The 25,594-nt window shown below is 72.6% G+C and carries 24 protein-coding genes; 16 read left to right on the forward strand and 8 right to left on the reverse strand.

The features are described from left to right. The first annotated feature begins 33 nt into the window (after window positions 1-33). From OHS58_RS25860 to OHS58_RS25905, 10 genes are all read left to right on the forward strand, one after another. Window positions 34-1,074, forward strand: a complete 1,041-nt coding sequence (locus OHS58_RS25860; RefSeq protein WP_328644276.1) for a LacI family DNA-binding transcriptional regulator — start codon at window positions 34-36, stop codon at window positions 1,072-1,074. Between the two features lie 736 nt (window positions 1,075-1,810). Beyond that, complete coding sequence (locus OHS58_RS25865; RefSeq protein WP_328644277.1) at window positions 1,811-2,944, forward strand: DUF993 family protein; 1,134 nt, start codon at window positions 1,811-1,813, stop codon at window positions 2,942-2,944. Beyond that, window positions 2,944-3,756 (forward strand): sugar phosphate isomerase/epimerase family protein, encoded by an 813-nt coding sequence (locus OHS58_RS25870; protein ID WP_328644278.1) that lies wholly within the window; start codon window positions 2,944-2,946, stop codon window positions 3,754-3,756. Before OHS58_RS25865 ends, OHS58_RS25870 begins: the two co-directional genes overlap by 1 nt. Window positions 3,757-3,808: 52 nt before the next feature. Further along, on the forward strand, window positions 3,809-4,489 hold the full coding sequence (locus OHS58_RS25875) for an IclR family transcriptional regulator (protein WP_247055683.1): 681 nt from the start codon (window positions 3,809-3,811) through the stop codon (window positions 4,487-4,489). 34 nt (window positions 4,490-4,523) lie between these two features. Further along, entirely contained in the window at window positions 4,524-5,234 is a 711-nt protein-coding gene (locus tag OHS58_RS25880) for a response regulator transcription factor (RefSeq protein WP_328644279.1), read from the forward strand. Window positions 5,235-5,236: 2 nt separating this feature from the next. Then, on the forward strand, window positions 5,237-6,520 hold the full coding sequence (locus OHS58_RS25885; protein ID WP_328644280.1) for a sensor histidine kinase: 1,284 nt from the start codon (window positions 5,237-5,239) through the stop codon (window positions 6,518-6,520). Between the two features lie 127 nt (window positions 6,521-6,647). After that, window positions 6,648-8,039, forward strand: coding sequence for an amino acid permease (locus OHS58_RS25890; RefSeq protein WP_326943541.1), 1,392 nt, complete (start codon window positions 6,648-6,650; stop codon window positions 8,037-8,039). Then, window positions 8,036-8,791 (forward strand): carbon-nitrogen hydrolase family protein, encoded by a 756-nt coding sequence (locus OHS58_RS25895; RefSeq protein WP_328644281.1) that lies wholly within the window; start codon window positions 8,036-8,038, stop codon window positions 8,789-8,791. The genes OHS58_RS25890 and OHS58_RS25895 overlap by 4 nt, the downstream gene beginning before the upstream one ends. Continuing rightward, a complete protein-coding gene (locus OHS58_RS25900; RefSeq protein WP_328644282.1) occupies window positions 8,788-10,479 on the forward strand; it encodes a flavin monoamine oxidase family protein in 1,692 nt (563 codons plus the stop codon). The genes OHS58_RS25895 and OHS58_RS25900 overlap by 4 nt, the downstream gene beginning before the upstream one ends. Window positions 10,480-10,562: 83 nt before the next feature. Then, a complete protein-coding gene (locus OHS58_RS25905) occupies window positions 10,563-11,213 on the forward strand; it encodes a TetR/AcrR family transcriptional regulator (RefSeq protein WP_247055695.1) in 651 nt (216 codons plus the stop codon). A gap of 109 nt (window positions 11,214-11,322) precedes the next feature. On the opposite strand, the gene OHS58_RS25910 is transcribed toward OHS58_RS25905, so the two are convergent. Next, the gene (locus OHS58_RS25910) at window positions 11,323-12,066 is read right to left on the reverse strand and encodes a TetR/AcrR family transcriptional regulator (protein WP_326943544.1); all 744 of its coding nucleotides are present in this window, start codon (window positions 12,064-12,066) and stop codon (window positions 11,323-11,325) included. Between the two features lie 67 nt (window positions 12,067-12,133). On the opposite strand from OHS58_RS25910, the gene OHS58_RS25915 reads away from it, so the two are divergent. Together OHS58_RS25915 and OHS58_RS25920 are read left to right on the forward strand one after the other, a co-directional pair. Further along, window positions 12,134-13,000 (forward strand): alpha/beta fold hydrolase, encoded by an 867-nt coding sequence (locus OHS58_RS25915; protein WP_328644283.1) that lies wholly within the window; start codon window positions 12,134-12,136, stop codon window positions 12,998-13,000. A gap of 81 nt (window positions 13,001-13,081) precedes the next feature. After that, window positions 13,082-13,525, forward strand: coding sequence for a hypothetical protein (locus OHS58_RS25920; protein WP_328644284.1), 444 nt, complete (start codon window positions 13,082-13,084; stop codon window positions 13,523-13,525). A 381-nt stretch (window positions 13,526-13,906) separates the two neighbouring features. On the opposite strand, the gene OHS58_RS25925 is transcribed toward OHS58_RS25920, so the two are convergent. From OHS58_RS25925 to OHS58_RS25950, 6 genes are all read right to left on the reverse strand, one after another. Beyond that, on the reverse strand, window positions 13,907-14,425 hold the full coding sequence (locus OHS58_RS25925) for a pyridoxamine 5'-phosphate oxidase family protein (RefSeq protein WP_328644285.1): 519 nt from the start codon (window positions 14,423-14,425) through the stop codon (window positions 13,907-13,909). Then, window positions 14,422-15,408 (reverse strand): LLM class F420-dependent oxidoreductase, encoded by a 987-nt coding sequence (locus OHS58_RS25930; protein WP_328644286.1) that lies wholly within the window; start codon window positions 15,406-15,408, stop codon window positions 14,422-14,424. The genes OHS58_RS25925 and OHS58_RS25930 overlap by 4 nt, the downstream gene beginning before the upstream one ends. Next, on the reverse strand, window positions 15,405-16,511 hold the full coding sequence (locus tag OHS58_RS25935; protein ID WP_328644287.1) for a thiolase family protein: 1,107 nt from the start codon (window positions 16,509-16,511) through the stop codon (window positions 15,405-15,407). Before OHS58_RS25935 ends, OHS58_RS25930 begins: the two co-directional genes overlap by 4 nt. Continuing rightward, window positions 16,508-17,695 (reverse strand): acetyl-CoA acetyltransferase, encoded by a 1,188-nt coding sequence (locus tag OHS58_RS25940; protein WP_328644288.1) that lies wholly within the window; start codon window positions 17,693-17,695, stop codon window positions 16,508-16,510. The genes OHS58_RS25935 and OHS58_RS25940 overlap by 4 nt, the downstream gene beginning before the upstream one ends. A 4-nt stretch (window positions 17,696-17,699) precedes the next feature. Next, window positions 17,700-19,316, reverse strand: a complete 1,617-nt coding sequence (locus OHS58_RS25945) for a class I adenylate-forming enzyme family protein (RefSeq protein ID WP_442875469.1) — start codon at window positions 19,314-19,316, stop codon at window positions 17,700-17,702. A 74-nt stretch (window positions 19,317-19,390) separates the two neighbouring features. Next, window positions 19,391-20,863, reverse strand: a complete 1,473-nt coding sequence (locus tag OHS58_RS25950) for a carotenoid oxygenase family protein (RefSeq protein WP_328644290.1) — start codon at window positions 20,861-20,863, stop codon at window positions 19,391-19,393. Window positions 20,864-20,998: 135 nt separating this feature from the next. On the opposite strand from OHS58_RS25950, the gene OHS58_RS25955 reads away from it, so the two are divergent. The 3 genes from OHS58_RS25955 to OHS58_RS25965 all read left to right on the forward strand — a co-directional run bounded on the left by OHS58_RS25955 (window position 20,999) and on the right by OHS58_RS25965 (window position 23,571). After that, window positions 20,999-21,955: a winged helix-turn-helix transcriptional regulator gene (locus tag OHS58_RS25955; RefSeq protein WP_247055712.1), complete on the forward strand. Its 957-nt coding sequence runs from the start codon at window positions 20,999-21,001 to the stop codon at window positions 21,953-21,955. Window positions 21,956-22,037: 82 nt separating this feature from the next. Next, entirely contained in the window at window positions 22,038-22,226 is a 189-nt protein-coding gene (locus tag OHS58_RS25960) for a DUF5302 domain-containing protein (RefSeq protein WP_247055714.1), read from the forward strand. A 118-nt stretch (window positions 22,227-22,344) separates the two neighbouring features. Next, the gene (locus OHS58_RS25965; RefSeq protein ID WP_328644291.1) at window positions 22,345-23,571 is read left to right on the forward strand and encodes an FAD-binding protein; all 1,227 of its coding nucleotides are present in this window, start codon (window positions 22,345-22,347) and stop codon (window positions 23,569-23,571) included. A gap of 1 nt (window position 23,572) precedes the next feature. Here OHS58_RS25965 and OHS58_RS25970 read toward each other — a convergent pair whose 3' ends face one another. Then, complete coding sequence (locus OHS58_RS25970; RefSeq protein WP_328644292.1) at window positions 23,573-24,520, reverse strand: MBL fold metallo-hydrolase; 948 nt, start codon at window positions 24,518-24,520, stop codon at window positions 23,573-23,575. Between the two features lie 84 nt (window positions 24,521-24,604). Between OHS58_RS25970 and OHS58_RS25975 the strand changes: the two genes are divergently transcribed. Further along, entirely contained in the window at window positions 24,605-25,549 is a 945-nt protein-coding gene (locus tag OHS58_RS25975) for a LysR substrate-binding domain-containing protein (RefSeq protein ID WP_328644293.1), read from the forward strand. Window positions 25,550-25,594 lie beyond the last annotated feature (45 nt).

The following is a 25,594-nucleotide window of genomic DNA, read 5'->3' on the forward strand; positions in this document are numbered from 1 at the left end:
GGCCGCACGCCCGAGACCGATCTTGGAGGATCCATGAAGGCCCGGCCGCACGTGACGCTCGAAGACGTCGCACGCAGCGCGAACGTCTCGCTCGCGACGGCGTCGCGGGTGCTCAACGGCACCGCGTCCGTCCGCGCCGACCTGCGGGAGCGGGTCTCGGCCGCGGCGGCCGAGCTGGCCTACGCCCCGAACGCCCACGCGCAGGCCCTCGCCGGCGGCACGCACCGGACGGTCGGGGTGATCTGCCACGACGTCAGCGACCCGTACTTCGCCGCCATCGCGGGCGGGGTGATGCGGGTGGCCACGGACAACGGGCTGCTGGTGATGCTGGCCGGCACGTTCCGCGACCCGGATCGCGAGGTCGCCTACGTCTCGACGCTGCGCGCACAGCGGGCCGCGGCCATCCTGCTGATCGGCTCGGCGTTCGAGGACCGGGCGTGGGAGCGCGCGATGGCCGCGGAGCTGGAGCCCTACCGCCGGGGCGGCGGCCAGGTAGCGGCGGTCAGCCGCCACCGCGGACTCAAGATCGACACGGTCCAGCCGGACAACAAGGGCGGCGCCGCCGAGCTGGCGAACGCGCTGGTCGGCCTCGGCCACAAACGCTTCGCCGTACTGGCCGGCCCGCGCCGCCTGAGCACGGTCATCGACCGGCTGGCCGGCTTCACCGACGGCCTGGCCGCGCACGGCATAGACCTGCGCGAGGACGACGTCGTCGAGGGCGCGTTCACCCGCGACGGCGGTTACGAGGCGACCAAGCAGCTGCTGGCCGGCCGCAAGCGCAAGCTGCCCACCTGCATCTTCGCCGTCACGGACGTGATGGCGATCGGCGCGATGACGGCATTGCGCGAGGCGGGCTTGTCCGTCCCCGGCGACATCTCCCTGGCGGGCTTCGACGACATCCCGGTAGTCCGCGACCTGGCCCCAGCCCTCACCACCGTCCGGCTCCCACTGGAGGAACTGGGCGAGCGAGCAATGGACCTGGCCATCAAGGGCGGCAGCGCCAGCCGCCCAAGGACGATCCGCTTGGCCGGCGAAGTAGTACTGCGCGAGAGCACCGCCCGCCCCAAGCGCTGACCCAACGGCTCAACCGAGCCGCCGGAGTCATGCCGCACGCCCCAAGCTCCGGCCGGGTCGGTCGGCGCGAGAGCACCGCACGCTCCCCCACACCGACCGAATGGGCCGGCGAATTCACGCCGCGAGAGCCATCGCCGCCCAGCGCAGGCCGAACGGGGCGGCCGAGCCCGCGCATTCACGTCGCGAAACATCGCGCGCCCAGACGCCGACCGAATCGGCGGCCGAGTCGCCGAAATCGCGCTTGGAGAAAGCGCCACCCCACCCGAACGCTGACCGGACAAGCCGGGCGAACCGGCGAATCACCCCGCGCGAGAGCACACGCTCGAGCGCCGACCGGCCGGGCCGCACGAATCGTGCTGCACGAATGCACCGCCCGCCCCAAGCGCTGACCCGACGGCCCGGCCGAGCCATCGAATCGCGCCGCGAGAAGCACCGCTCATCCCTCAGACCCAGACCGAACCGGCCAACCGAGCCAGCGAAGTCGCGCCGCAAGAAGCACCGCTCATCCCCCTCAGACCCAGACCGAACCGGCCAACCGAGCCAGCGAAGTCGCGCCGCAAGAAGCACTACTCATCCCCCAGGCCCCGAACGAACAGGCCAGCCGAGCCGCCGAACTCGCGCCACGAGAATCTCCTCCCACCCCGAGCGCTCACCGGGCAGGCCTTGTCGCGCCCTCGTGCAGGCCCTACCGTAGTCGGCGAGAAAGCGCTTTCTGACGACGACTCCGGAGGTTCCCGTGCTCGTGCTCCCCACCCCCGGCGGCGAGCTCACGACGTGGTCGCCGGGCGGGCCGCGACCGCCCGCGCCGCCGTCCGCACCTCCGACCTCTCGGGTCGCCTACGCCGCCGCGCACGTTGTGGCCGACGCGCTGGCCGACGAGCCCTACGCCGTCGATTGGGACGCGACGCTGGCTTTCCGCGAGCACCTCTGGGCCAGCGGACTCGGCGTCGCCGACGCGATGGACACCGCGCAGCGTGGCATGGGTCTGGATTGGGCGACCACCCGCGAACTGGTCACCCGGACCGGCGCGGCCGCGAACGGGCGGCCTTGGGTCGCCGGCGTCGGTACCGATCAGCTGGCCGATGGGCCGACCAATATCGCGTCCATTGTGGACGCCTGGCGGGAGCAGCTCGACCTGGTCGGGGGCGCCGGCGCGGTGCCGGTCGTGATGGCCAGCCGGGCGCTTGCCGCGGCGGCTTCCGGGCCCGGTGACTACCACGCGGCCTACGGCAAGCTGCTGTCCGAGGCCGGCGGGCCCGTCCTGCTGCACTGGCTGGGTGAGCAGTTCGACCCCGCACTGGCCGGCTACTGGGGCCACGACGACGTCCGCGCCGCGGCGCGGGAGCTCGGTGCGCTCTGCGCCGAGCACGCCGGCACCGTCGCGGGGGTGAAGGTGTCCGTGCTCGACGCCGCCGTCGAGACGGAGTTCCGGCGGGCGCTGCCGGCCGGTGTGCGGTGCTACACCGGCGACGACTTCCACTACCCCGAGCTCATCGCGGGCGACGAACACGGGCACAGCGAGGCCCTGCTCGGGATCTTCGACCCCATCGCGCCGGTCGCCGGGGCCGCGCTCGCCCGGCTCGACGACGGTGACCGCGCCGGGTTCGCCGCGCTGCTCGATCCGACCGTGCCGCTGGCCCGCGAGATCTTCCGCGCGCCGACCCGGCACTACAAGACCGGCGTCGTCTTCCTCGCCTACCTCAACGGGCACCAGGACCACTTCCGGATGATCGCCGGCCAGGAGTCGGCGCGCACCATCACGCACCTCGCCACCCTGCTGCGCCTCGCCGACGAGGCTGGCGTGCTGGCCGACCCCGACCTGGCCGTGGCCCGGATGCGGCCGCTGCTGCTGGCCGCCGGGGTGGCGTGATGGACGAGCGGCTCAGCCTCAACCAGATCACCACCAAGGCCTGGTCGCTGCCCGAGGCCGTCGCCGGGTGCGCGGAAGCGGGCGTCGGCTGGATCGGCCTGTGGCGCGACAAGGTCGCCGAGACCGGCGTTGACGAAGCCGCGCGCCTGCTGAAGGAGCACGGCGTCCGCGTCTCTTCCTTGTGCCGTGGCGGGTTCTTCACCGGCGTGACGCCCGAAGGGTCCCCTGTGGACGGTGTGGCGCAGACGCGGGAGGCGATCGACGAAGCCGCCGCGCTGGGCGCCGACGTCCTCGTGCTGGTGGTCGGCGGCGTCGCGGGCAACGACCTCACAGCGTCCCGGCAGCGCGTCGCGGACGCCGTCGGCGAGCTGGCGCCCTACGCCGGGGCACGCGGGGTGCGCCTCGGCCTGGAGCCGCTGCACCCGATGCAGTGCGCCGACCGGTCCGTGCTGTCCACAGTGGACCAAGCGCTGGCCATCGCGCTCGAGCACCCGGCCGAGCAGGTCGGGGTGATCGTCGACGAGTTCCACGTCTGGTGGGACCCGCGGATCGAGGAGTCGATCGCCGCGGCCGCCGGGCGGATCGCCGGGTTCCACGTCTGCGACGTCCTCGTGCCGCTGCCCGACCCGCTGCTGGGCCGCGCGCTGCCGGGCGACGGCCCCATCGACCACCGGCACCTGCGCGCCCGCGTCGAGGCCGCGGGCTACACCGGCCCGATCGAGGTCGAGGTGTTCAACGGCGACCTGTGGGCCCGGCCGGGTGCGGAGGTGCTCGCCGAGACCATCGCGGCGTTCGAGCGGTACGTGGCCTGAGACGTCCGGCCGCCGGTAGCCTCGAGTCCATCAGGCGGACGGGGGTCGCTCGGTGACGGACCAGCAGAGCGACGACGGCGCGGTCCGGAGTGTGCTGCGCACCTTCGACCTGCTCGCGCTGTTCACCGAACGCCACCGCACCTGGGCCGTCAAGGACCTCACCGCGGCGAGCGGCCTGGCCAAGACGACCGTGCTGCGCCTGGTCGCCACCTGCGAGCAGCGCGGCCTGCTCTGGACGCGCCCGGACGGCCGGGTCACCGTCGGGCCGGGCCTGCTGCGCTGGGCCACGCTGGCGAACACCGCGTGGCAGCTGCCCGAACCGGTCCGCCAGGTCTTGCGCGAACTGGCGCTGGAGTGCGGCGAGACGGCCGGGCTCTACGTCCGCAGCACGACGGTGCTCGTCTGCGTCGCCCAGCAGGAGGGCCCGCAGGGCATCCGGCACGTGGGCCGCGTGGGTGACGAGCTGCCGCTGACGTGCGGCGCGGCGGGCCTGGTGCTCGACGCGGGCGCGGCCGGCGGCGCCGAGACCAGCCACGGCGAACCGGAGGCCGGGGCGTCCAGCGTCGCCGCGCCGGTGCACGACGCCGACGGGCGGGTGCTCGCCGCGCTCGCGATCACCGGGCCGACCACGCGGCTCACCGGGCCGCGGGCCGCCGGGTTCGGCGCGTCGGTGACGGCGGCCGCGCGGCGGATCACCCGGATCGGCTTCGGCACCCGCCCCGACCAGCCCTGACGTGGTTCGGCGGCCGTCCGGTTACGCTTCCGGCATGCCGAACCTGCTGGTGGTGGAGGACGACGCCGCGATCGGCAGCGTGCTCGAATCAACTCTGCGACTGCACGGTTACCAGGTGTCCTGGCGGCGCGACGGCCGCACCGCGTTGCAGGCCGCCGACGGCGGTGAGTTCGACCTCGTCCTGCTCGATCTCGGCCTGCCCGACCTGGACGGCGTCGAGGTCTGCCGCCGGCTGCGGTCCGCGCTGCCCGCGGCGGTGCTGGTCATCCTCACCGCCCGGCAGGAGGAGATGGACGTCGTCGTCGGCCTGGACGCCGGGGCCGACGACTACCTCACCAAGCCGATCCGGCTGGGCGAGCTGCTGGCCCGGGTGCGGGCGCACCTGCGCCGCGGCGCGCCCGCCACGGCCCGGCCGCCGGTGACCGTCGGCGGCCTCACCGTCGACATCGCCGGGCGCCGGACCAGCGTCAACGGGCACGAGGTGGTGCTGCGCGCGAAGGAGTTCGACCTGCTGGCCCGGCTGGCCGAGCAGCCCGGCGTCGCGGTCAGCCGCGAGACGCTGATGGCCGAGGTCTGGGACGCGCACTGGTACGGCTCGACGAAGACGCTCGACGTGCACATCGCGGCCGTGCGCCGCAAGCTCGCCGCGGCCGCCGGCGCCGGGGCTGACGTCCCGCTGATCGCCACCCTGCGCGGGCACGGCTACCGCCTGGAGGACCCCGCGCGGACCGGGGCGCAGCGGTAGCCGTGCGCCGCCGGATCATCTCCCTGACGGTGCTGGCCGCGCTGGTGGCGACCGTCCTGTTCGCGCTCCCGCTGGGCGTGGCCGTGATGCAGTACTACCGCGACGACACGACGTCGGACCTGGAGCGCGCCGCCGACGCCGCCGCGCTGGCCGTCGCCCACGAGCTGAACGCCGGGCTGCCGCCGGTCGTGCCGCCGCGGGAGGGTGACGAGGCCGAGGGCGCGGTCGGCGTCTACGCGCCGGACGGGCGGCTGCTCGCCGGGCAGGGGCCGGCCGTCGGCGGCTCGATCGAACGGCAGGCGGCGAAGGCCACCGAGGACGTCGTCACCGGCCGTCAGGACGGCGAAGTGGTGCTGGCCGTCCCGGTGGTCAACGGGACGCGCACGATCGGCGTCGTCCGCGCCGCGCTGCCGGTGTCCGACCTCTACCTGCGGGTCGGGCTGACCTGGCTCGCCATGGCGGCGCTCGCGGTGGTGGCGATCGGGGCGAGCCGGCTGATGGCCCGGCGGGCCACGTCCCGGCTGGTCCGGCCGCTGGAGGAGCTGGCCGCCGCGGCCGAGCGGCTCGGCGACGGCGACTTCACCGCCCGCGCCCCGCGGGCCGGGATCGCGGAGATCGACCAGGTCGGCGAGGCGCTCGACGCCACCGCGACCCGCATCGGCGAGACGCTGGAGCGCGAGCGCGCGTTCTCCGCGGAGGCGTCCCACCAGTTGCGGACGCCGTTGACCGGGTTGCGGCTGCAGCTCGAAGCCGCGCTGGAGACGCCGGAGAGCGACCCGCACGCGGCGATCCGCGCCGGGATCGCCTCCGCCGACCGGCTGGAACGCACCATCGAGGACCTCCTGGCCCTGGGCCGGGAACGGCGGGCGCCGCGGGCCGAGCTGGCGCTCGACGTCCTGCTCGACGAGGTCCGCCAAGCCGGGGACGCGCTGCTCGCGCCGCACGGGCGGAAGCTGCGGATCGTCCGGGACGACCCGCCACCGGCCCGCGCGGCCGCCGCCGCGGTCCGGCAGGTGCTCGGCGTGCTGCTGGACAACGCCGTGACGCACGGACGCGGCACGGTCACCGTGCTGGCCCGCGACGCCGGCGACGCGCTGGCCATCGACGTCGCCGACGAAGGCCCGGACCTCGGCGAGACCGACCCGTTCGCGAGCGCGCCGAGCGGCCACGGCATCGGCCTGCGGCTGGCGCGCAGCCTCGCCGAAGCCGAGGGTGGCCGGCTGCGCCTGAGCCTGCCGTCCCCGCCGACGTTCACCCTGCTCCTGCCCGCGTCCAGCCCGCCGTGACCGCCGAATCCCGGTGGAATGATTCGCCACGAATCGCGCATGTTGTGCATTGAATCACCTGTGATTCATCTTTACGCGCAATGTTCTCCTGTTTTGCGCTTCCGCGGCGGCGGATACGGTCGTCGGCATGACTCTGCGAGCCGCGACGGTGCGGCGGAAACCGGTCGCCGACCTGATCGCCGAAAGTGATCATGGCACGTTGAAGCGGTCGCTCGGCCTCGGGCAGCTCACCACGCTGAGCATCGGCGCGACGCTGGGCAGCGGGATCTTCGTCGTGCTCGGCGAAGCGGTCCCGGTGGCCGGGCCGTCGGTCGTGCTGTCGTTCGTGCTCGCCGGGATCACCGCGCTGTTCTCCGCCCTGTCCTACGCCGAGCTCGCCGGCATGATCCCGCTGTCCGGTTCGTCCTACTCCTACGCCTACGCCACGCTCGGCGAGCTCGTCGCCTGGGTCTGCGGCTGGTGCCTGATCCTCGAATACGGCGTCTCGGTGGCGTCGGTCGCCGTCGGCTGGGGCCAGTACCTCAACGAACTGCTGCGGCTGGTCTTCGGGTTCGCCATCCCGGACGCGCTGAGCCAGCCGCCCGGCTCGGGCGGGATCGTCAACGTGCCGGCCATCGTCGTCGTGCTGCTCGCGATGGTGCTGCTGCTGTCGGGGGCGAAGGAGAGCGCGCGGGCCAACACGATCATGGTCGCCGTCAAGATCGCGACGCTGGTGCTTTTCTGCGTGATCGCGTTCACGGCCGTGCAGGCCAAGAACTTCTCGCCGTTCCTGCCGCTCGGGCTGGCCGGGATGAGCGCCGGCGGCGCGAAGCTGTTCTTCTCCTACATCGGTTTCGACGCCGCGTCGACCGCCGGCGAGGAGGCGAAGAACCCGCAGCGCGACCTGCCGCGCGCGATCCTGCTCTCGCTCGTCATCGTCACGGTGCTGTACTGCCTGGTCGCCGTGGCCGCCGTCGGCGCGCTGCCGTGGCAGCAGTTCGACGGCCAGGAAGCCGCGCTCTCGCACGTGCTTTCGGCGGTGTCGGACAACAAGCTGTGGGCCGCGCTGCTGGCCGTCGGCGCGATCGTGGCGATCTCCAGCGTCGTGCTGACCGTCCTCTACGGGCAGACGCGCATCCTGTTCGCGATGTCCCGCGACGGCCTCGTCCCGAAGGCGCTGTCCACAGTGGACGCCAAGACCGGCGCGCCGCGGACCAACACGCTGGTCGTGTCCGGCTTCGTGGCCGTGCTCGCCGCGTTCATCCCGCTGGGCAAGCTGGCCGACGCCACCAGCATCGGCACGCTCTTCGCGTTCGGCCTGGTCAACATCGCCGTCCTGCTGCTGCGGCGGCGTCAGCCGGACACCCCGCGCACGTTCCGCGTGCCGTTCTCGCCGGTCACGCCGCTGCTCGGCGTGCTGTGCTGCGGGTACATGATGTTCAGCCTCGACGGCGCCACCTGGGTCGTCTTCGGTGCCTGGATGCTGCTGGGCCTGGTGATCTACTTCGGTTACGGCATCCGGAAGTCGCGGCTGTCATGAGGGTCGCCGTCCACCAGGGGCCGTTCGCCGAGCTGCCCGGCGCCGTCGCGGCGGCCGGCGCCGACCTCGTCGTCGCGGCCGAGATGATCACCACCGGCTACCACATCGGCGCGCGCACGCACGAGCTCGCCGAGCCGGCCGACGGGCCGACCGCGGCCCGGATGTCCGCGCTGGCCCGGGAAACCGGCGTCGCGCTGGCCTACGGCTACCCGGAGTCCGCGGGCGAGCACGTCTACAACAGCGTCCAGCTGATCGATGGCACCGGACGACGGCTGGCGAACTACCGCAAGACGCACCTGTTCGGCGAGATCGACAAGGACTGGTTCACCCCGGGCACCGAAGCCGTGGTGCAGGCCGACCTCGACGGCGTCCGCGTCGGGCTGCTGATCTGCTACGACGTCGAGTTCCCGGAAATGGTGCGGGCGCACACGCTGGCCGGCACCGAGCTGCTGGTCGTGCCGACCGCGCTGATGAGCCCGTACGAGCTGGTCGCCGACACGCTGGTGCCCGCGCGGGCCTACGAAAGCCAGCTGTTCGTCGCCTACGCCAACCGGTGCGACACCGAGCGGGAGCTGACCTACTGCGGCCGGTCCTGCGTGGTCGCGCCGACCGGCGAAGTGCTGGCCCGCGCGGGCGCCGGACCCGGGCTGATCCACGCCGACGTCACCCGGGACGCGCTCGTCGCGTCCCGGCTCGAGAACACCCACCTGGCCGACCGCCGGCCCGAACTGTACCGAGGAACCACCGCATGACCTCCGCTGTCCCGACCGCGATCCACCACGACGAGCCGGCGGGCCGCCCGATCACGATGTTCGGCCCCGACTTCCCGTTCGCCTACGACGACTACCTCGCCCACCCCGCGGGCCTCGGCTCGGTGCCGCCCGAGCGGCACGGCACCGACGTCGCCGTCATCGGCGGCGGCCTTTCCGGCGTCGTCACGGCGTACGAGCTGATGAAGCTCGGCCTGCGCCCGGTCGTCTACGAGATCGCCGAGATCGGCGGCCGGCTGCGCAGCGTGCGCTTCCCGGGCTGCCCGGACGACGTCGTCGCGGAGATGGGCGCGATGCGCTTCCCGCCCGCGTCGACCGCGCTCTACCACTACATCGACAAGGTCGGGCTGGCCACGACGCCGTTCCCGAACCCCCTCGCGCCGGAGACGCCGAGCACCGTCGTCGACCTCAAGGGCGAGAGCCACTACGCGCGGACGCCGGCCGACCTGCCCGCGGTGTTCGCCGAGGTCGCCGCCGCGTGGGACCGGACGCTGGGCGAGCACGCGTCGTTCGCCGAGATGCAGACGGCGATCCGCGACCGCGACGCGAAGACGATCAAACGGCTGTGGAACGAGCTGGTCCCGAAGCTGGACAACCAGACGTTCTACGGCTTCCTCTGCGACTCGCCCGCGTTCGCCTCCTTCCGCAACCGCGAGATCTTCGGCCAGGTCGGCTTCGGTACCGGTGGCTGGGACACGGACTTCCCCAACTCCATCCTGGAAATCCTGCGCGTGGTCTACACCGGCGCCGACGACGAGCACCGCAGCATCGTCGGCGGCAGCCAGCAGCTGCCGCAGCGGCTCTGGGAGCACACGCCCGCCGAAATGGCGTTCTGGCCGGCCGGGACGAGCCTGAGCACCCTGCACGGCGGCCGGCCGAACCCCGGCGTCACGCGGCTGCACCGCACCGCGCCGAACAACATCACGGTGACCGACGCCCACGGCCGCATCCGGACGTTCCCCGCCGCGGTGTTCACCGCGCAGAGCTGGATGCTGCTGTCGAAGATCGAATGCGACGAAGCGCTGTTCCCGATCGACCACTGGACGGCGATCGAGCGCACGCACTACATGGAGTCGTCGAAGGTGTTCGTGCCGGTGGACCGGCCGTTCTGGCTGGACCCGGACCCGGTGACCGGGCGCGACACGATGAGCATGACGCTCACCGACCGGATGCCACGCGGCACCTACCTGCTCGGCGACGACCCGGCCGCGCCCGCCGTGATCTGCCTGTCCTACACGTGGGCCGACGACTCGCTGAAGTGGCTGCCGCTGACCGTCGGCGAGCGCGTCGAGGTGATGCTGCAGTCGCTGCGCGAGATCTACCCCGGCGTCGACGTCCGGCGCCACATCATCGGCGACCCGGTGACGGTGTCGTGGGAGGCCGAGCCGCACTTCATGGGCGCGTTCAAGGCCAACCTGCCCGGCCACTACCGCTACCAGCACCGGCTCTTCACGCACTTCGTGCAGGACTCGCTGCCGCCGCGCTACCGCGGCCTGTTCCTCGCGGGCGACGACGTCTCGTGGACGGCGGGCTGGGCCGAGGGCGCGGTGCAGACGGCGCTCAACGCGGTGTGGGGCGTGCTGCACCACCTGGGCGGCGAGACGGATCCCGCGAACCCCGGCCCGGGTGACGGATTCGCCGACATCGCGCCCATCGCGTTGCCGGACTGAGCCGTGCCCCGATCGTGGTACCCCGTCTGCCATCGCGGGAGATTGAACTGCCTGGCGCAACGGGCCATGCGACGATAGGCCGCATGAACACCGAGCCGGCGCCGCGATGGCGAAGACTGGAACCGGACGAACGGAAGGAACAGATCTTCGCTTGCGCGGCGCGGCTGTTCGGTGACCGCCCCTACTCGGAAGTGTCCACTTCGGACATCGCGGCCGCGGCGGGCGTGGCGCGCGGGCTCATCAACCACTACTTCGGCACCAAACGCGAGCTGTACCTGGAAATCATCCGCCGCGCGCTGACCGTGCCGCGGCTGGCCATCGAGATCCTGCCCGAAGGCCCGCTCGAACTGCGGGCCGACGTCGCGATCGACTGGTTCCTCGACATGGTCACCAGCCAGGAGCGGATGTGGCTGGCCGCGATCGCGCCCGAAGGCATCGGCCGGGACCTCGAAGTGGAGCGCATCCTCGAAGAGGCCGACCGGGAGTCGGCCGATCGCGTGCTCGAAGCCGTCGGCCTGTCCAGCGAGAGCGAGCACGGTCGCGAGCTGAACGCGCTCGTGCGCGCGTTCGGCGGGATGGTGAAGTCGGCCGGGCGGGAGTGGCTGGTGCGCGGTTCGCTGACCCGGGAGCAGGTGCACCTGCTGCTGTCGAAGTCGCTGGTCACGCTGGTCGGCGAGATCTTCCCGGCCATCCAGCAAGCGCCGCCGGCGCCGCGGCAGGGCGACCTGGCCTAGTGCCTCGAACAGACCGAAGCCCCCGGCGCCACGAGGGGGAGGAGGGCGCCGGGAGCTTCGGGTCGATGGACGAACCACCGACGCACGCTCACGGTACGCCGGAGCACTGTCAAGTCGCTGTCAACCCGGTGGAGCCCTGGTCACGCAGCTCTTCGAGGCGGTGGGCGAGCCCGTCGAGGCACCGCTGGACGGCGTAGTCGTAGAGCTGCGCGTAATAGTTCGCCGCCAGGTCGGGATCGCCCATCAGGTCGTGCATCGCCGAGCCCAGCTCGGCCATGCCGGGCAGGTCGGAGCGCTCGCGATAGGTCGCGTACGCCTCGGTGTTCTCGATCCGCAGCGCCAGCGCGCCCTCGCGGTCGTCCTCCATGGCGACGAACTGGCAGGCCGTCATCACCATCAGGTTGTAGGCGAGCGCGCTCTCGCTGCCGAAACCGGCGGTCAGCAGCACCCCGACCCCGGCGTCGATGCTGAGGGTGGCCGCGTCGACCGACGGGCCGAACAGCGCGAGGCGCCGCGCGCAGCCCGGGTAGGTCCGCAGCACCGAGCGCAGCCCGGCGAGCAGCTCGGTGAACCACACCTGCCACGGCAGGTCCGGGTCCGGCAGCTCCAGCAGCCCGACGACCCGGTCGACCACGGCGTTGACCACCGCGTCCCGGTCGCCGACGTGGTGGTAGATCACCGCCGGGTAGGCGTCGACGGCGCGGGCGAGCTGCCGCAGCGTCCAGTTGTCGAGACCGACGTCGGAGGTCAGCTGAGTGGCCGCGCTGACGACCCGTTCGGCCGTGATCGCCGGCAGTCCCGCTGCGGCTCGCGACCGGGGACGTGCTCCGGTGCCCGAGGATGAGGTCGGCATGGGGCGATACGGTATCCGCACGGACCGGGCCGGTGCCAGCGCCGCGAGTCTGGGGCAAGATCGGGGCATGGCACGCGCACAGGCCAACGGTCTCGAACTCGAGTACGGCACCTTCGGCGATCCGGCCGCTCCGCCCCTGGTCCTGGTGATGGGCCTCGGTGCCCAGATGATCACCTGGGACGACGGTTTCTGCGAACTGCTCGCGAGCCGCGGGTTCTTCGTGGTGCGCTACGACAACCGGGACGTCGGGCTCTCGACGTACTTCGACGAGCTGCCGCCACCGGACCTGGGCGCGCTCTTCGCCGGCGACCGGTCGAGCGCGCCGTACCTGCTGGCCGACCTGGCCGACGACGCCGTCGGGCTGTTCGACGCGCTCGGCATCGCGAAAGCGCACGTCGTGGGCGCGTCGATGGGCGGGATGATCGTGCAGCAGCTGGCGATCGACCACCCGGACCGGCTGCTGAGCGTCACGTCGATCATGTCGACCACGGGCGATCCGGCGGTCGGGCAGGCCGAGCCGTGGGCGCTGGCGGTGCTGACGCGGCCGCCGGCCACCACGCGCGAGCAGGCGCTGGCCGACAGCGTCGAGGGCTACCGGCGGCTCGGCTCCCCCGGTTACCCGGACGACGAGGCGTTCCTGCTGGCCAAGGCCACGATGCACTTCGACCGCGCCCGCCACCCGGAGGGCACGCTGCGGCACGCGGCGGCGGTGATGGCGTCGGGCGACCGGACGTCCGGGCTGCACTCCGTCGAGCTGCCGGCGCTGGTCGTCCACGGCGACGCCGACCCGCTGATCGACGTGAGCGGCGGCAAGGCGACGGCGGCGGCGATCCCGGGCGCGGAACTGCTGGTCATCCCGGGCATGGGCCACAACCTGCCGCGCGCGGTCTGGCCGGAGGTCGCCGACGCGATCGGGCGCGTGACGGGTCAATAGCGCGTCAAGAACCGGGGGCGCGGGCGTAGGGATCGCGTCCTGAGTCCGCTTGCGGCTGTCGTGGTCGGGTGGACTTCGGGCATGACTGGTGGTTTCGGGTTCCCGTTCGGGTGCGTGGCCGCGGTGGCGGCGGTGATCGCGGCGCACCTGGCCGGGCCGAGCCCGTGGTACGCGCTGGTCACGCTGGGCCTGGTGGTGCTGGCGACGGCCCACCGGACGACCCTCGTGGCGGCGTCCGGGGTGTCGGTGGTCGCCTGGGCGCTCGACGCCGGGTTCGCACTGGGCCACTACGGCGAGCTGACCTTCGACGCCGCCTCGGCTGTAGCCGCGCTGGTCCTGGCCTCGTCGCTCGCCACCGGCCGGCTTTCGGCCTTGCTCGCCCGGACACCAGTGCGGGTCCCGGCACCCCGCCGCCCGGGGGGCGTGGCCGAGCGCCGGCCCGCACTGGTCGCCGTTCCCCGCCGGGCCGTGTCGACCCCCCGATCACGCAAGCTGACCCTCCACTCACACGAACCGACCCTCTAGGCACACAACCCGACTCCCCAGGCACGCGTGCCGACCCTCCGGGTACGCGAGCCGACTTTCCAGGTACGTGTGTCGACTCTCCAAACACGCGAGTCGACCGCGCAATCACGTGAGTTGACTCCTCGATCACGCGAGTTGACCTTCTGAGCACTCGAATTCGTCGAACCGGCGCCCGCGGGTGGTGGTGCGAAGGCCGGAGCGCTGTGACGGGAGCGTCGACACGCGTGATTCAGAGGTCGACACGCGTGATTGGGAGGTCGACACGCGTACCTGGAGGGTCGGGTCGCGCACCCAGGGAGTCGGGTCGCGGACCCAGGCGGTCGGACGTGGGTCGGGGCGGGTGGGCTCGGTGGTGGGGGCGCTGGGGGTGGCGGGCATGGGTCAGGTTGTGAAGTCCCAGCGGGTTGCGCCGTGGGGTTCGGCTGAGGCCAGGCCTATCGCGCGGTGCAGGGAGAGGCGGTACAGGGGCCAGGGCGCGGGTCCGGCGCTCGGGGCGCTGTACGGCGCGGTCAGCGCGGCGCCGTCCGCGGTGGCCGGCCAGCCGCCCTCGCGGTAGACCGCCGCCACTCGCTCCACGACGGCCGGGTCGGTGACCTGGTCGGCCTCGCCCTCCAGGGTGAGGTCCATGCCGCGCAGCCGCACCGATACGGTGCACGCCGGGTTCGCCGCCAGGTTCCGGGCCCGGCGGGTGCCCGGGCCCGCCTTGAAGTACAGCGCGTCGTCGACCCACACCGCGCCGACGCCGGCGGAGTGCGGCCGGCCGTCGGGGCGCACCGTTCCCACGAAGAACGTCAGGTCGGCCGTGGGGGTGTCGGCGACGAGGATGTCGCGGGCCCGGCTCCACGCGAGCGCGGCGGATCCGTACCGGTCGAGGTTCTTGGTCTTCGTCGGCTCTGTCATACCTCTACGTCGAACGAGCTCACGCCGATTCGACACGCGGCGAGAGTCCGGGCCCCGCCGGGGTCCTCGTCGCTGGTCGCGGGCACGATCGCCAGCTCGTCGACACCCGCCGCGGCGAAGTCGGCGATCTTGCGCGCGATGTCGTCGCGGGAGCCGAGCAGGCCGACCGCCGCGATCGCTTCCACCGGGACCGCCGCGAGCAGCTCGCGCGGGTGCGGGCGGGTGCGCGCGAAGTCGACCAGGTCGCCGAAGCCCTCCGCGCGGAACATGTCCGCGTAACCCGGCGCCGCCAGGTAGCCGACGACGCCCCGGCGCAGCTGCTCGAGCGCGGCCGGCGACGGCTCCAGCGCCCCGACGACCCACGCGGCCACCGGCGGCGGCGTGGTCCCGGCCCGCGACGCAGCCGCGTGCAGACCTTGGACCAGGGCTGCCGCGGCCGCCGGACTGACCAGGTTGACCACCATCCGGTCGGCGTGCCGGGCCGCGACGTCCAGCGCGCGCGGGCCGAACGCCGCGATCGTCAACGGCGACTTCGGTGCGGGCAGCCGCAGCCGGTAACCCCGCGAGCCGACGACCGAGCCGTCCACAGTGGACTTGGCGCCGGCGAGGAGCTGGCGGACGGCCACCGCGGACTCCTCCAGGGCCGTCGCCGCGTGGTCGCGGGACCGGCCGTGCCAGCCGCGGACCACGACGTCACTGGACGTCCCGAGCGCGACGCCGGTCTCGCGGCCGGTCAGGGCCGCGACCGACGCGACGCCCATCGCGATCGTCGCCGGGTCCCGGACCGTCACGGCCAGCGGCCCGAAAGTCAGGGAAAGCGACGTCGACGCGCCGATCGCCGTGCCCAGGGCGAACGCGTCCCACGTCGCCATCTCGCCGATCCAGAGTTCCGGGTACCCGGCGGCCTCCGCCGCGCGCGCCGTCTCCAGGGCCTCTTCCGGCGGGCGGTCCTGCCACAACCCCAACGACACCGAAAGCCTCACGCCGCACGCTCCACGAGTACCGCCGTCCCCGATCCCGCGGCGCCGCTGACCGCCGTGACACCGTAACGCCCGCCGCGGCGGGTCAGCTCGTCGACGCAGCCGGCCAGCAGGATCGCCCCCGTGGCCCCGAACGCGTGCCCCATCGCGATGGTGCCGCCGTTGACGTTGAAGACGTCGTCGCCGAAGCCGAGATCGCGCCGGATCTTCAGGCACAGCGCGGCGAACGCCTCGGCGAACTCGACGACGTCCACTTCGGACGGACGCACGCCGTGCCGGTCCAGCAGCCGCGACACGGCCAGCTGCCCCGACAGCAGCATCCGGATCGGGTCGCTGCCCGCGGTCACCGAACCCAGGACGTTCGCCCGCGGCGCCAGTCCCAGCCGCGCAGCCGCCTCGGGCGAAGCCAGCAGCACCAGCCCGGCGCCGTCGGCCAGCGAGGGCGACGTCCCGCGCGTGTGCAGCCCGCCGAACGACGACGGCAGCTCGGCCAGAGCCTCAGCGGACGTCGAAGGCCGGACGTGCTCGTCGTGCGCCAGCCCGGCGACCGGGACGAGCGACTCGTCGTACCGGCCGTCTTTCCAGGCCGTGGCGGCGAGCTGCTGCGTCCGGAGTCCGTAGGCGTCCAGTTCCGGGCGTGTGAAGCCTTCGTCGGCGGCCACCAGGTCGGCCGCGATGCCCATGTTGCCCGCGCCGAACCGCTCTTCGGTCCACAGTGGACCGCCGTCGGTGAACATCGGGACGCGCGAGACGGACTCGACCCCGCCCGCCACCACGACTTCCGCCTCGCCCGCGCGGATCAGCGCGGCCCCCAAGGCGACCGCGTCCAAACCGGACGAGCAGAACCGGTTGACCGTCATCCCGGCCACCGACACCGGCCAGTCCGCCGCCAGCACCGCCGTCCGCGCCAGGTTCGCGCCCTGCTCGCCGGTCTGCGACGCGCACCCCAGGATCACCTGATCGACCGCCGCGGGATCGAGGCCGCGCGCGACCAGCGCGTCCAACAGCGAAGTGACCAGCGACAACGGTGGCACCGAGGCCAACCCGCCACGCGGGGACGCCTTGCCGCGCGGTGTCCGCACGGTCAGCAGCACCGACGCCGTCATCGCGTCACGATGGTCGTGACGACCGTGGTGAACGACCCGCCGACGTTGAGCGTCAACGCCGTCCGCGCGCCGTCGACCTGGGTCTCGCCCGCGGTGCCGGTCACCTGGCGCGCGGCGTCGTGCAGCATGCGGACGCCGGTGGCGCCGACCGGGTGGCCGAGCCCGAGCAGGCCGCCGCTCGGGTTGATCCCGGCCGTGTCGAGGCCGCCGTCGGCGATGAACCGGCCGCCGTCACCCGGCGGGGCGACGCCGAGGTGCTCCAGCGCGACGAGCCCGGTGATCGTGAAGCAGTCGTGCAGCTCGATGACGTCGAGCGCGTCCGGCCCGGGCACGTCCGCGCGCCGGTAGGCGTCGACGACGGCGCCGCGCAGCTGCGGGAACAGGTACTCGCCGCCAGTCGCCAGCTTCTCGGTGAGCCCGATGTGCGCGGTGCGGTGGCCGAACCCGGCGATGCGCGGGAAGTCACCGCCGAGGCGCTGGGCGAACGCCGGCGAGGCCAGCAGGACCGCCGCGGCGCCGTCGGTGATCCGGCCGCAGTCCTGCTTGCGCAGGCTGCCCTCGATCACCGGGTTCAGCTCGTCGTCGGCGCCGAACGCGCCGGCCGGGAACTGCCAGTCGCGGGCCTGTGCGAGCGGATTCCTTGCCGCACGAGCGAAAGCGTGCTCGGCGAACTGCCCGAGGTGCGCCGGGTCGAGGCCGTAACGCGCGTCGTAGGCGGTGGCGACGTCGGCGAACAGCGCCGGCCACGGGAACTTCGCGGCGACGGCTTCGTGCCCGACCCACGCGGCGGACCCGAGGTACTCGGCCGCGCGCTGCCCGTCGGTGTTGCGCATCAGCTCGACGCCGACGACGAGCGCGAGGTCGTACCGGCCGGACTCGAGGTCGGCGCAGGCGGCGAGCACCGCCGTGCTGCCCGACGCGCACGCGGCTTCGTGCCGGGTGCTGGGCACGCCGTCCAGCTCCGGGACGGCCGCCACCAGCAGGCCGCCGAGCTGCGCCTGCCCGGTGAACAGCTCCGCGGCGAGGTTGCCGACGTGCGCGACGCCGACGTCCGCCGCCGACACACCGGCGTCGGCGAGCGCCGCGGGCACGACCTCGGCGAACATCTCGAAGATCCCGCGCCCCTCCTTCGCGAAGTTGCGCGCGAAGTCGGTCTGCGCCCCGCCCAGCACGAACACCGTCATGGCCTCACTCCAGACTCTCCCGCAGCTGCCGTTTCAGGATCTTCCCCACCGGGTTGCGGGGCAAGGCCTCCGCGTACTCCAGGCGTTCCGGCAGCTTGAACGCGGCGACCTTCCGCTCGCGCAGGTAGGCCACCAGGTCTTCGAGCGACGGCTTGCGCTCCCCCGGCACCACGACCGCGCAGACGCGTTCGCCCATCACCTCGTCGGGCACGCCGACGACGCCGACGTCCGCGACGTCCGGGTGCCCGGCCAGCAGGCCCTCGACCTCGGCGGGCGAGATGTTCATGCCACCCCGGATGACCAGGTCCTTCGCGCGGTCGACGTAGCGCAGGAACTCGCCGCGCTCACCGGCGATCTCGAAGACGTCGCCGGTGCGGAAGTGCCCGTCGTCGTCGAAGGCCGACGTGTCGAGCGGCTCCCCCAGCCGCGTCAGGTACCCGGCGAACACCGTCGGCCCGGCGATGTGCAGCACGCCGGGCTGCCCGGGTTCGGTCACGTGCTCGCCGCTCACCGGGTCGTGCAGCCGCACCGACGTCCAGCCGGCGACCGGGGTCGACCAGGTGACGTCGGCGGCGTAGTTCGGGAAGAAGCTCGCGCGCTGGTCCGGGTCCGGCAGGTCGATCGGGCCGGACAGCAGCGCGGTGCCCTCGTTGGAACCGAAGAAGTTGATGATGTCGATCCCGTGCCGCTCGGCCCAGGTGCGGACCAGCCACGGCGAGAGCGGCGCCGAGCCGGAGCCGATCTGCCGCAGCGCCGAGACGTCCACTCCGGACAGGATCTTCTCGTTGTGCAGCAACATGGTCAGCAACGCGGGCGGCGCGAGCGTGTACGTGACGCGCTCGGCCGCGAGCTGGCCGAGGAACACGGGCAGGTCGAACGGGTGGTGCGGCACGAACACCGCGCCGGTCTGCAGCCACGGCAGGAACATCCCGCCGATGCCGGCCATGTTCGTCATCGGGAACGGCGACAGCAGGACGTCGTCGCTCGTGAGGCCGGCGGCCTGCGCGCAGCCGCCCGCGGTGGCGAGCCAGTCGCCGTGACAGCGCGGGACCGCCTTGGGCTCGGCTTCGGTACCGGACGTCCAGCAGATCGTCACGCAGTCGTTGACGTCGGTGTCCAGTGTGGACAGGTGTTCGTCCAAAGCGGACTTGTCCACCGTGGACAGTAGTTCTTCGGGCCAGGCCAGCGCGCCGGCCGGTTCGTCGTCCCCCCGGGCGACGACGAACCGGACCGACGGCGCCGCAACGCCCAGCCCAAGGGCCGCCCCGGCGAGCTCGTGCTCGCCGTATCTGGATGCGGTGATCACCCCGACGGCCCCGGTGCGCCGGCACATCGGGCCCATCTCGTGCTCCCGGTAGGACACCGGGAACGGGGTGACGATCGCGCCGATCCGCACGATCGCGAGGAACGCCTGGACCAGGGCCGAGCAGTTCGGCAGCTGCACGGCCACGACGTCTCCTGCTAGCACCCCTCTGGCGAGCAGGAACGCGGCCAGGACGTCGACACGTTCGTCGAGCCGGTTCCAGGTCCACCGCACCGGGTCGCGTCCGACCAGTGCGGTGGTGTTCGGTGGATCGACCAGCGCGAGACCCTCCGGGTCGGCACTGACCCGCTCCTTCACGAGCCGGTCGATCGTCTCCGCACCCCACCATCCCCGTGCCCGGAGATCCCGGGCACGACCCTCTCGATGGCACCTCATGCGCGGAGGCTGTCCAGCTGGTCCGCCCGGACCCACGTCGCGTGGAATCCGAGTGGCACCCGCTGGGGTAGCAGGACCCTGGCCACGGGTCCGGCAGCGAGATCGGCGGCGTCGAAGATGTCCAGTTCCGAGCGTCCCTCACGCTCGTCCTGCACGAACGTCACCAGATAACCGTCCGCCGAGTCGACGGATGCGCCATCGCGGGGTGCGAAGGGCGCCTCACTGCCCCACCGACCGGGACCGAACCGGTATTCGGTCTTGGAGCCGGCAAGATTGTCGTAGCGCACGAGCCCGTCGAACTTCAGCGTCGACTCGGGCGAGATGTGCACCGTGTAGGAGTACCGGTTCCGCGCGCCGACGCCCCGGGCGTCGACGGTCGGGAACTCGGTGTTGGCGTCGTCGAGCGGCGTCTCCGTGCACGCGCCGGTCCGCAGGTCGAACCGGTAGCGGTGCAGCTGGGCGTCGAGCCGCAGGTAGGACAGCATCTTCGCCAGCGGCGTGTGCGCGTCGGCCCGCGGTTGCGGCTTCTGGACGCGGCAGACGTCGAGGACGACTTCGTCGCCCTCTTCCCAGGCGTTGACGACGTGGTAGATGTAGCACGGACTGGCTTCGAACCAGCGGATCTGGCTACCTTCCCCGTAGCGTGGCATGACCCCGAACCGGCTCGGCATCGAGCGGTCGAAGTGCAGCTTGTGGCGGCCCTGCTTCGCGGCCTGGAGGTCCTGGACCAGCGGCAGGTCCATCAGCACCGCGTAGTGCTCGGTGATGGCCATGTCGTGCGGCAGCCGCGGGCCGGGCAGCTCGATCTCGGTGGTCTTGACGACCTGGCCGTCCGCGCTGATCACGCCGTAGCGCAGGTAGGGCGGGCGCGGGCCGTAGTCGAACCAGAACAGCTCGCCGGTGGCCTCGTCCACCTTGGGGTGGGCCATCATGTCGCCGACCAGCGTGCCGAGGAAGTCCTCGGCGCCCAGCGTCTCCAGGGAGAGCGGGTCGACGCCGTACGGCGAGCCGCACAGGTACCAGGTGGCGAGGACGCGGCCGCGGTGGAAGACGACGTCGGTGTTGGCGTTGTCCTTCAGCCCCAGGCCGTGGCCGTTGCCGAACGGGTTGCCCTTCGGGTTCTCCATGACGCCGGTCCAGAGGCCCTTGCCGGCTTCGGACTCGGCTTCGAAGGCCTTGGTGCGGACCCAGCGGTTGCGGTAGCGGGCCTTGCCGTTCTCCAGGTGGACGGCGTGGATCATGCCGTCGCCGTCGAACCAGTGGTAGCGGCCTTCCGGGGCGAACCGCGGGTTGGGGCCGTTGCGCAGGTAGACGCCGTTGAGGTCCTTCGGGATCTCGCCGATGACCTGCAGGTCTTCCGCGTCGATCTCGGTGCCGACCGGGGCGTAGACGCCCAGGAGGTAGGGGTTGGCCTCGTCGCCGTCCGCCGTCCGGGCCACCATGAGCGGCTGTTCGGAGGTGCTGGTCATCGGGCTTCTCCCTGGTTCTCGGGCTCACCGCGCTGGCTGATGGAGACGAGACTATGATTTGTGTAGCCAGGTGTCAATAGGCTTCTTTTCCTGTAGCCAGGTGTACGCTGGGCGCCGATGTAACAAGGGGGATTCGTGACTGAAGCGACTGCACAGCGCGTGCGGCCCGCGGGGGATCCGCTCCGCAGGGCACTCGAACTGGTCGGTGACCAGTGGACGCTGCTGATCCTGCAGAGCCTCTTCCTGCGCTTCCGGCGGTACGAAGAGCTGCGCCTGCGCCTCGGCATCTCGCCGACCGCGCTTTCCGGGCGCCTGCGCGACATGGTGGAAGCGGGCCTGCTCACGCGCGTGCCGTACCGGGACGCCCGCCGGACCCGGCACGAGTACCGGCTCACCGAGCGCGGCCTCGAGCTGTGGCCGCTGCTGATCTCCATCTGGGCCTGGGAGCGCGAGTGGGTCGACGGCCGCCGCGAGGTGCTGCCGACGCTGATCCACCTCGACTGCGAGCTGACTACATCAGCGCCCCTCGGGTGCGGCGCCTGCGGCCGCCGGGTGGACGCGCGCGACGTCCGCGCCGAACGCCTCGACAGCACCGGCGTCGCCGCCGCGACGGCGTCCAAGCGCTTCCGCCGCAAGGACGCCGAAGGCCTGGCCGGCGACCCGCTGATGTTCTTCCCGGACACGATGGAACTGCTCGGCGACCGCTGGTCGACCGGGCTGCTGGTGTCGGCGCTGCTCGGCGCGCGGCACTTCTCGGAGTTCGAACGCGAGCTGGGCATCGGGCCGAGCGTGCTCTCGGCCCGGCTGAGCAAGCTCGTCGAGGTCGGCGTGCTGCGCACGGGCACGGCGGCCACGCGCACGGACGCGCGTGACTACCGGATGACGGCGAAGGGCCTGGCGTTCTTCCCGGCACTGGCGTTCATCGCCGAGTGGTCGCGTGGGTTCGAGGTCACCGGCCAGGAGCCCGACATCACGCTGAACCACGTCGAATGCGGCAACCGGCTGCGGCCGATGCTCCTGTGCGACCATTGCGGCCGTCCCCTGACCCGCAAGTCGGTGCAGTTCGGCGGAGTACCGACGCCCAAACGGTGACGGCGTGACCTAATCGACTCGCCATTCGCTCCGGCCACTGCCAGGCTGGAGTGGTCACACGTCGTCAGTTCCGGAGGTAAGCATGAGTGAACCGAATCCCTCGCCCAGCGGCGAGGAGGAGGACGACGTCAAGCGCAAGTTCCGCGAGGCGCTCGAGCGCAAGCAGGCGCACGCGCGCTCCGGTGCGTCGAACGAGAGCGGTGGCGGCAAGAACCAGCACGCCCACGGCCCGGCGGCGAACAAGCGCACGTTCCGGCGCAAGAGCGGCTGAGATCTGCCCGCCGAAGGCCCCCACCGCTCGCGGTGGGGGCCTTCGGCGTGTTCAGGGGTTTCCCGTGTCTTCGCTCCGAGCGGCACCGCCCCGCACGCGGCCCCGATACCGTGCGGAGATGAAGAACTGGGCGGGCAACCACCACTTCGCCGCGGACCGGATCGCCCGGCCGTCGAGTGTCGACGAGCTCCGGAAGCTGGTGGCGGACGCGCCGAAGGTCAAGGCGCTGGGCACCCGGCACTCCTTCAACGACGTCGCCGACTTCCCCGGCGGTGTCCTGGTCGACCTGGCCGGCCTCGACGTCCCCACGGTCGTCGACACCGCCGCGGCCACGGTCACCGTCGGCGCGGCGACCCGGTACGGCGACCTCGTCGAGGCCGTCGACGAAGCCGGGTTCGCCCTGGAGAACCTCGCGTCGCTGCCGCACTGCACGGTCGCCGGCAGCGTCGCCACCGCCACCCACGGGTCCGGCGAGCGGGTCCGCAACCTCTCGGCGGCGGTGTCCGGCCTCGACTTGGTCACCGCCGACGGCACGCTGCGCCGCTACACCCGCTCGCAGGACCCGGAGATCTTCCCCGGCCTGGTGGTCAACCTCGGCGCGCTCGGCGTCGTCACGCGGGTGACCCTCGACCTCGTGCCGTCGTTCTCGGTGCAGCAGGACGGGTTCGTGGCGATCCCGCGGTCCTCGGTGCTCGACGGCTTCGACGAGCTGCAGGCCGCCGGCTACAGCGTGAGCCTGTTCACCCCCTGGGTCGGCGACATCGCGGGCCTGGTCCTGCTCAAACGCCGTGTCGCCGCGACCGTGCCCGAGCTGAGTGAGTTCCACGGCGGGACGCGGATGGCTTCGCCGCCGGGCGCGAACTTCACCGACTGGGGCGTGCCGGGGCCCTGGCACCACCGGCTGCCGCACTTCCGGCTGGACTCCGTGCCCAGCATCGGCGAAGAGCTGCAGTCCGAGTTCTTCGTGCCCCGCGCGGACGCCGTCGCCGCGCTGACCGAGATCCGCGCGCTCGGCGAGCAGCTGGCCACGGCCCTGCACGTGTCCGAGATCCGCACGGTCGCCGGCGACGACCTGTGGCTGAGCCCGTGCCACGGCGGGGACCGCGTCGGCATCCACTTCACCTGGCAGCCGAAGCCGGACGCGGTCGCGGCGCTGCTGCCGCTGATCCAGGAGCGGCTGGCCCCCTTCGGCGCCCGGCCGCACTGGGGGAAGGTGTTCCACGGCGACGGGTGGGCCGCCGAGCGCTACCCGGAGCTGCCGCGGTTCAGGGCGCTGGCCGGGGAACTCGACCCGCGGGGTGCCTTCCGCAGTCCGTACCTGCGCAGGCACGTCTTCGGGGAGTAGCTCAGGGCGTGAACGAGCCCAGGTGGTCCAGCACCACGAACGCGCTCCCCGGGCTCGCCGCCGTCACCGCCGCGCGCAGGACCTCCAGCCCGCCGTTGGGGTCCTTCGCCTGGCCCAGCGGGAGGTCGAAGTCGTCCCAGTGCGTGGGGGCCACGTAGCGCGGGTGGCCCAAGGTGCGCAGCAGGCGGGGCACGTACTGCGTCACCTTCGCGCCGCCCGCCGGGACCAGGACGACGTCCGGGCGCACGCCGGCCAGCTCGGACTCGACGTAGTTCGAGCCGCCGAAGTCCAGGACGCTCGCGCCGCCGCCGGTCACCTGGTAGGCCAGCGTGCCGCCCTCGTAGAGGTCCTCGATGACCTTGGGCTTGTCACGCCGCGACAGCGGGCGCGAGCCGGGGAACGGCACCCGCGCCCGGTCGCCCGTCGCCGAGTGCAGGGACCGGAAGATCCGGATCGAGTAGCCGTCGAAGGTCAGGTCCTCACCGCCGTGCGCGATCGCGAGCTGGTCCTCCGGGGCGCCGAGGGCGGCCATGAGACTCAAATGGGTTTCGGTGCCGAAGACCGTCGCGCCGGTGCGTTTGGCCAGGTAGGGGACGTCGGTGAGGTGGTCGTAGTGGCCGTGGGTGACGAGGATGTGGTCCGCGCGCAGCTCGCCGCGGTCGAGGTAGCCGTCGATCAGCGCCTCGTTCACCGACAGCGGCGTCTTCGGGTCCGCGCCTTGCGGGGTGTACGTCCCGGTCTTGAACCGGGTCAGCCACGGGTCGATGAGGATCGTCTTCGTGCCGGTCGAACCCGGCACGCGGATCTCCCAGCTGTTGTTCCCCCACCACCGCAACGTCATCCGCGACGTCCTCCTGGTGGCGGCCGAAGCCGTCGATACCCCGGCGAGGATCGTGGCCGCCGCCGCGCCCGCGCCGAACAGCCCGCGTCTGCTGAGTCCTGTGTTCATGGCCGCCACCCGATCACGGGTCCGGCGCCACTGTCCAAGATCGATCCGTCGGCATGTCGATATGTAAACAGCTATCATCGCAGCGTGGACCACCTCCGTTCGCTGCGGTACTTCCTCGTCGTCGCCGAGGAACTGCACTTCGGGCACGCCGCCGACCGGCTCGGCATCGCGCAGCCGCCGTTGAGCCAGCGGATCAAACGGCTCGAAGCCGAGCTGGGTGCGAAGCTGTTCGACCGCGGCCGCCGCGTCACGCTGACCGAGGCCGGCGAGGTGCTGCGGACCGAGGCCCGGGACCTCCTCGCGCGCTGGGAGCGGATGACGTCGCTGGTCGCGAAGGCCGAGCGCGGCGAGCTGGACGCCCTGCGCGCGGGCGTGCCGCCGGAGCTGCCGGGCCGGGTGCTGGCCGCGATCCTCACGGCGTTCGCCGAGCGGTGCCCCGGCATCCGCCTCGACCTGCAGGAGCTGACCACCGCCGAACAGACCCGGCTGCTGGCCGACCGCGAACTCGACGCGGGGCTGCTGCAGCTGCCGGTCGACGTCGTCGGGCTCGACCTCGGCCCCGCGATCGACACGCCCCTGGGCGTGCTCCTCCCCCGCGACTCGCCGCTGGCCCGCGCTTCGTCGTTGGCCCTGGCCGACCTGGCGGGCGAGGGTCTGGTGCACGCCCCACGCGCGGCGGCGCCGGGCAGTTACGACGCACTGCTGCGCACGTGCTGGGAACACGGCTTCCGCCCGGCGGCGGTGCGGCACGCGCGCAACCCGGAGTTCGCGCTGGGCCTGGTCCTGGCCGGGCACGGCGTCGCGTTCGAACCGAGCCCCCGTAAGGAACCACGGGTGGTCTGGCGGCCGCTGCGGGAGCAGCTGGACGCGCGGATGGCGTTCGCCTGGCCGTCGTCGAGCCCGCACCCCCAAGCGGCGACGCTCGCGGAGATCGCGGCGGGGGTGCTGCGGGACGACGGGGTTTCACGGATCGTGCCCCCGGACCCGAGCGGCGCCCGCCCGTGGGACGTCTTCTACGACCGCGGCTGACCGGCTCCCACGTCGTGAGTGTTTAGGGCGGTTCTAACCGCCCTA

Source organism: Amycolatopsis sp. NBC_00348 (genome assembly GCF_036114655.1).
GTDB lineage: Bacteria > Actinomycetota > Actinomycetes > Mycobacteriales > Pseudonocardiaceae > Amycolatopsis.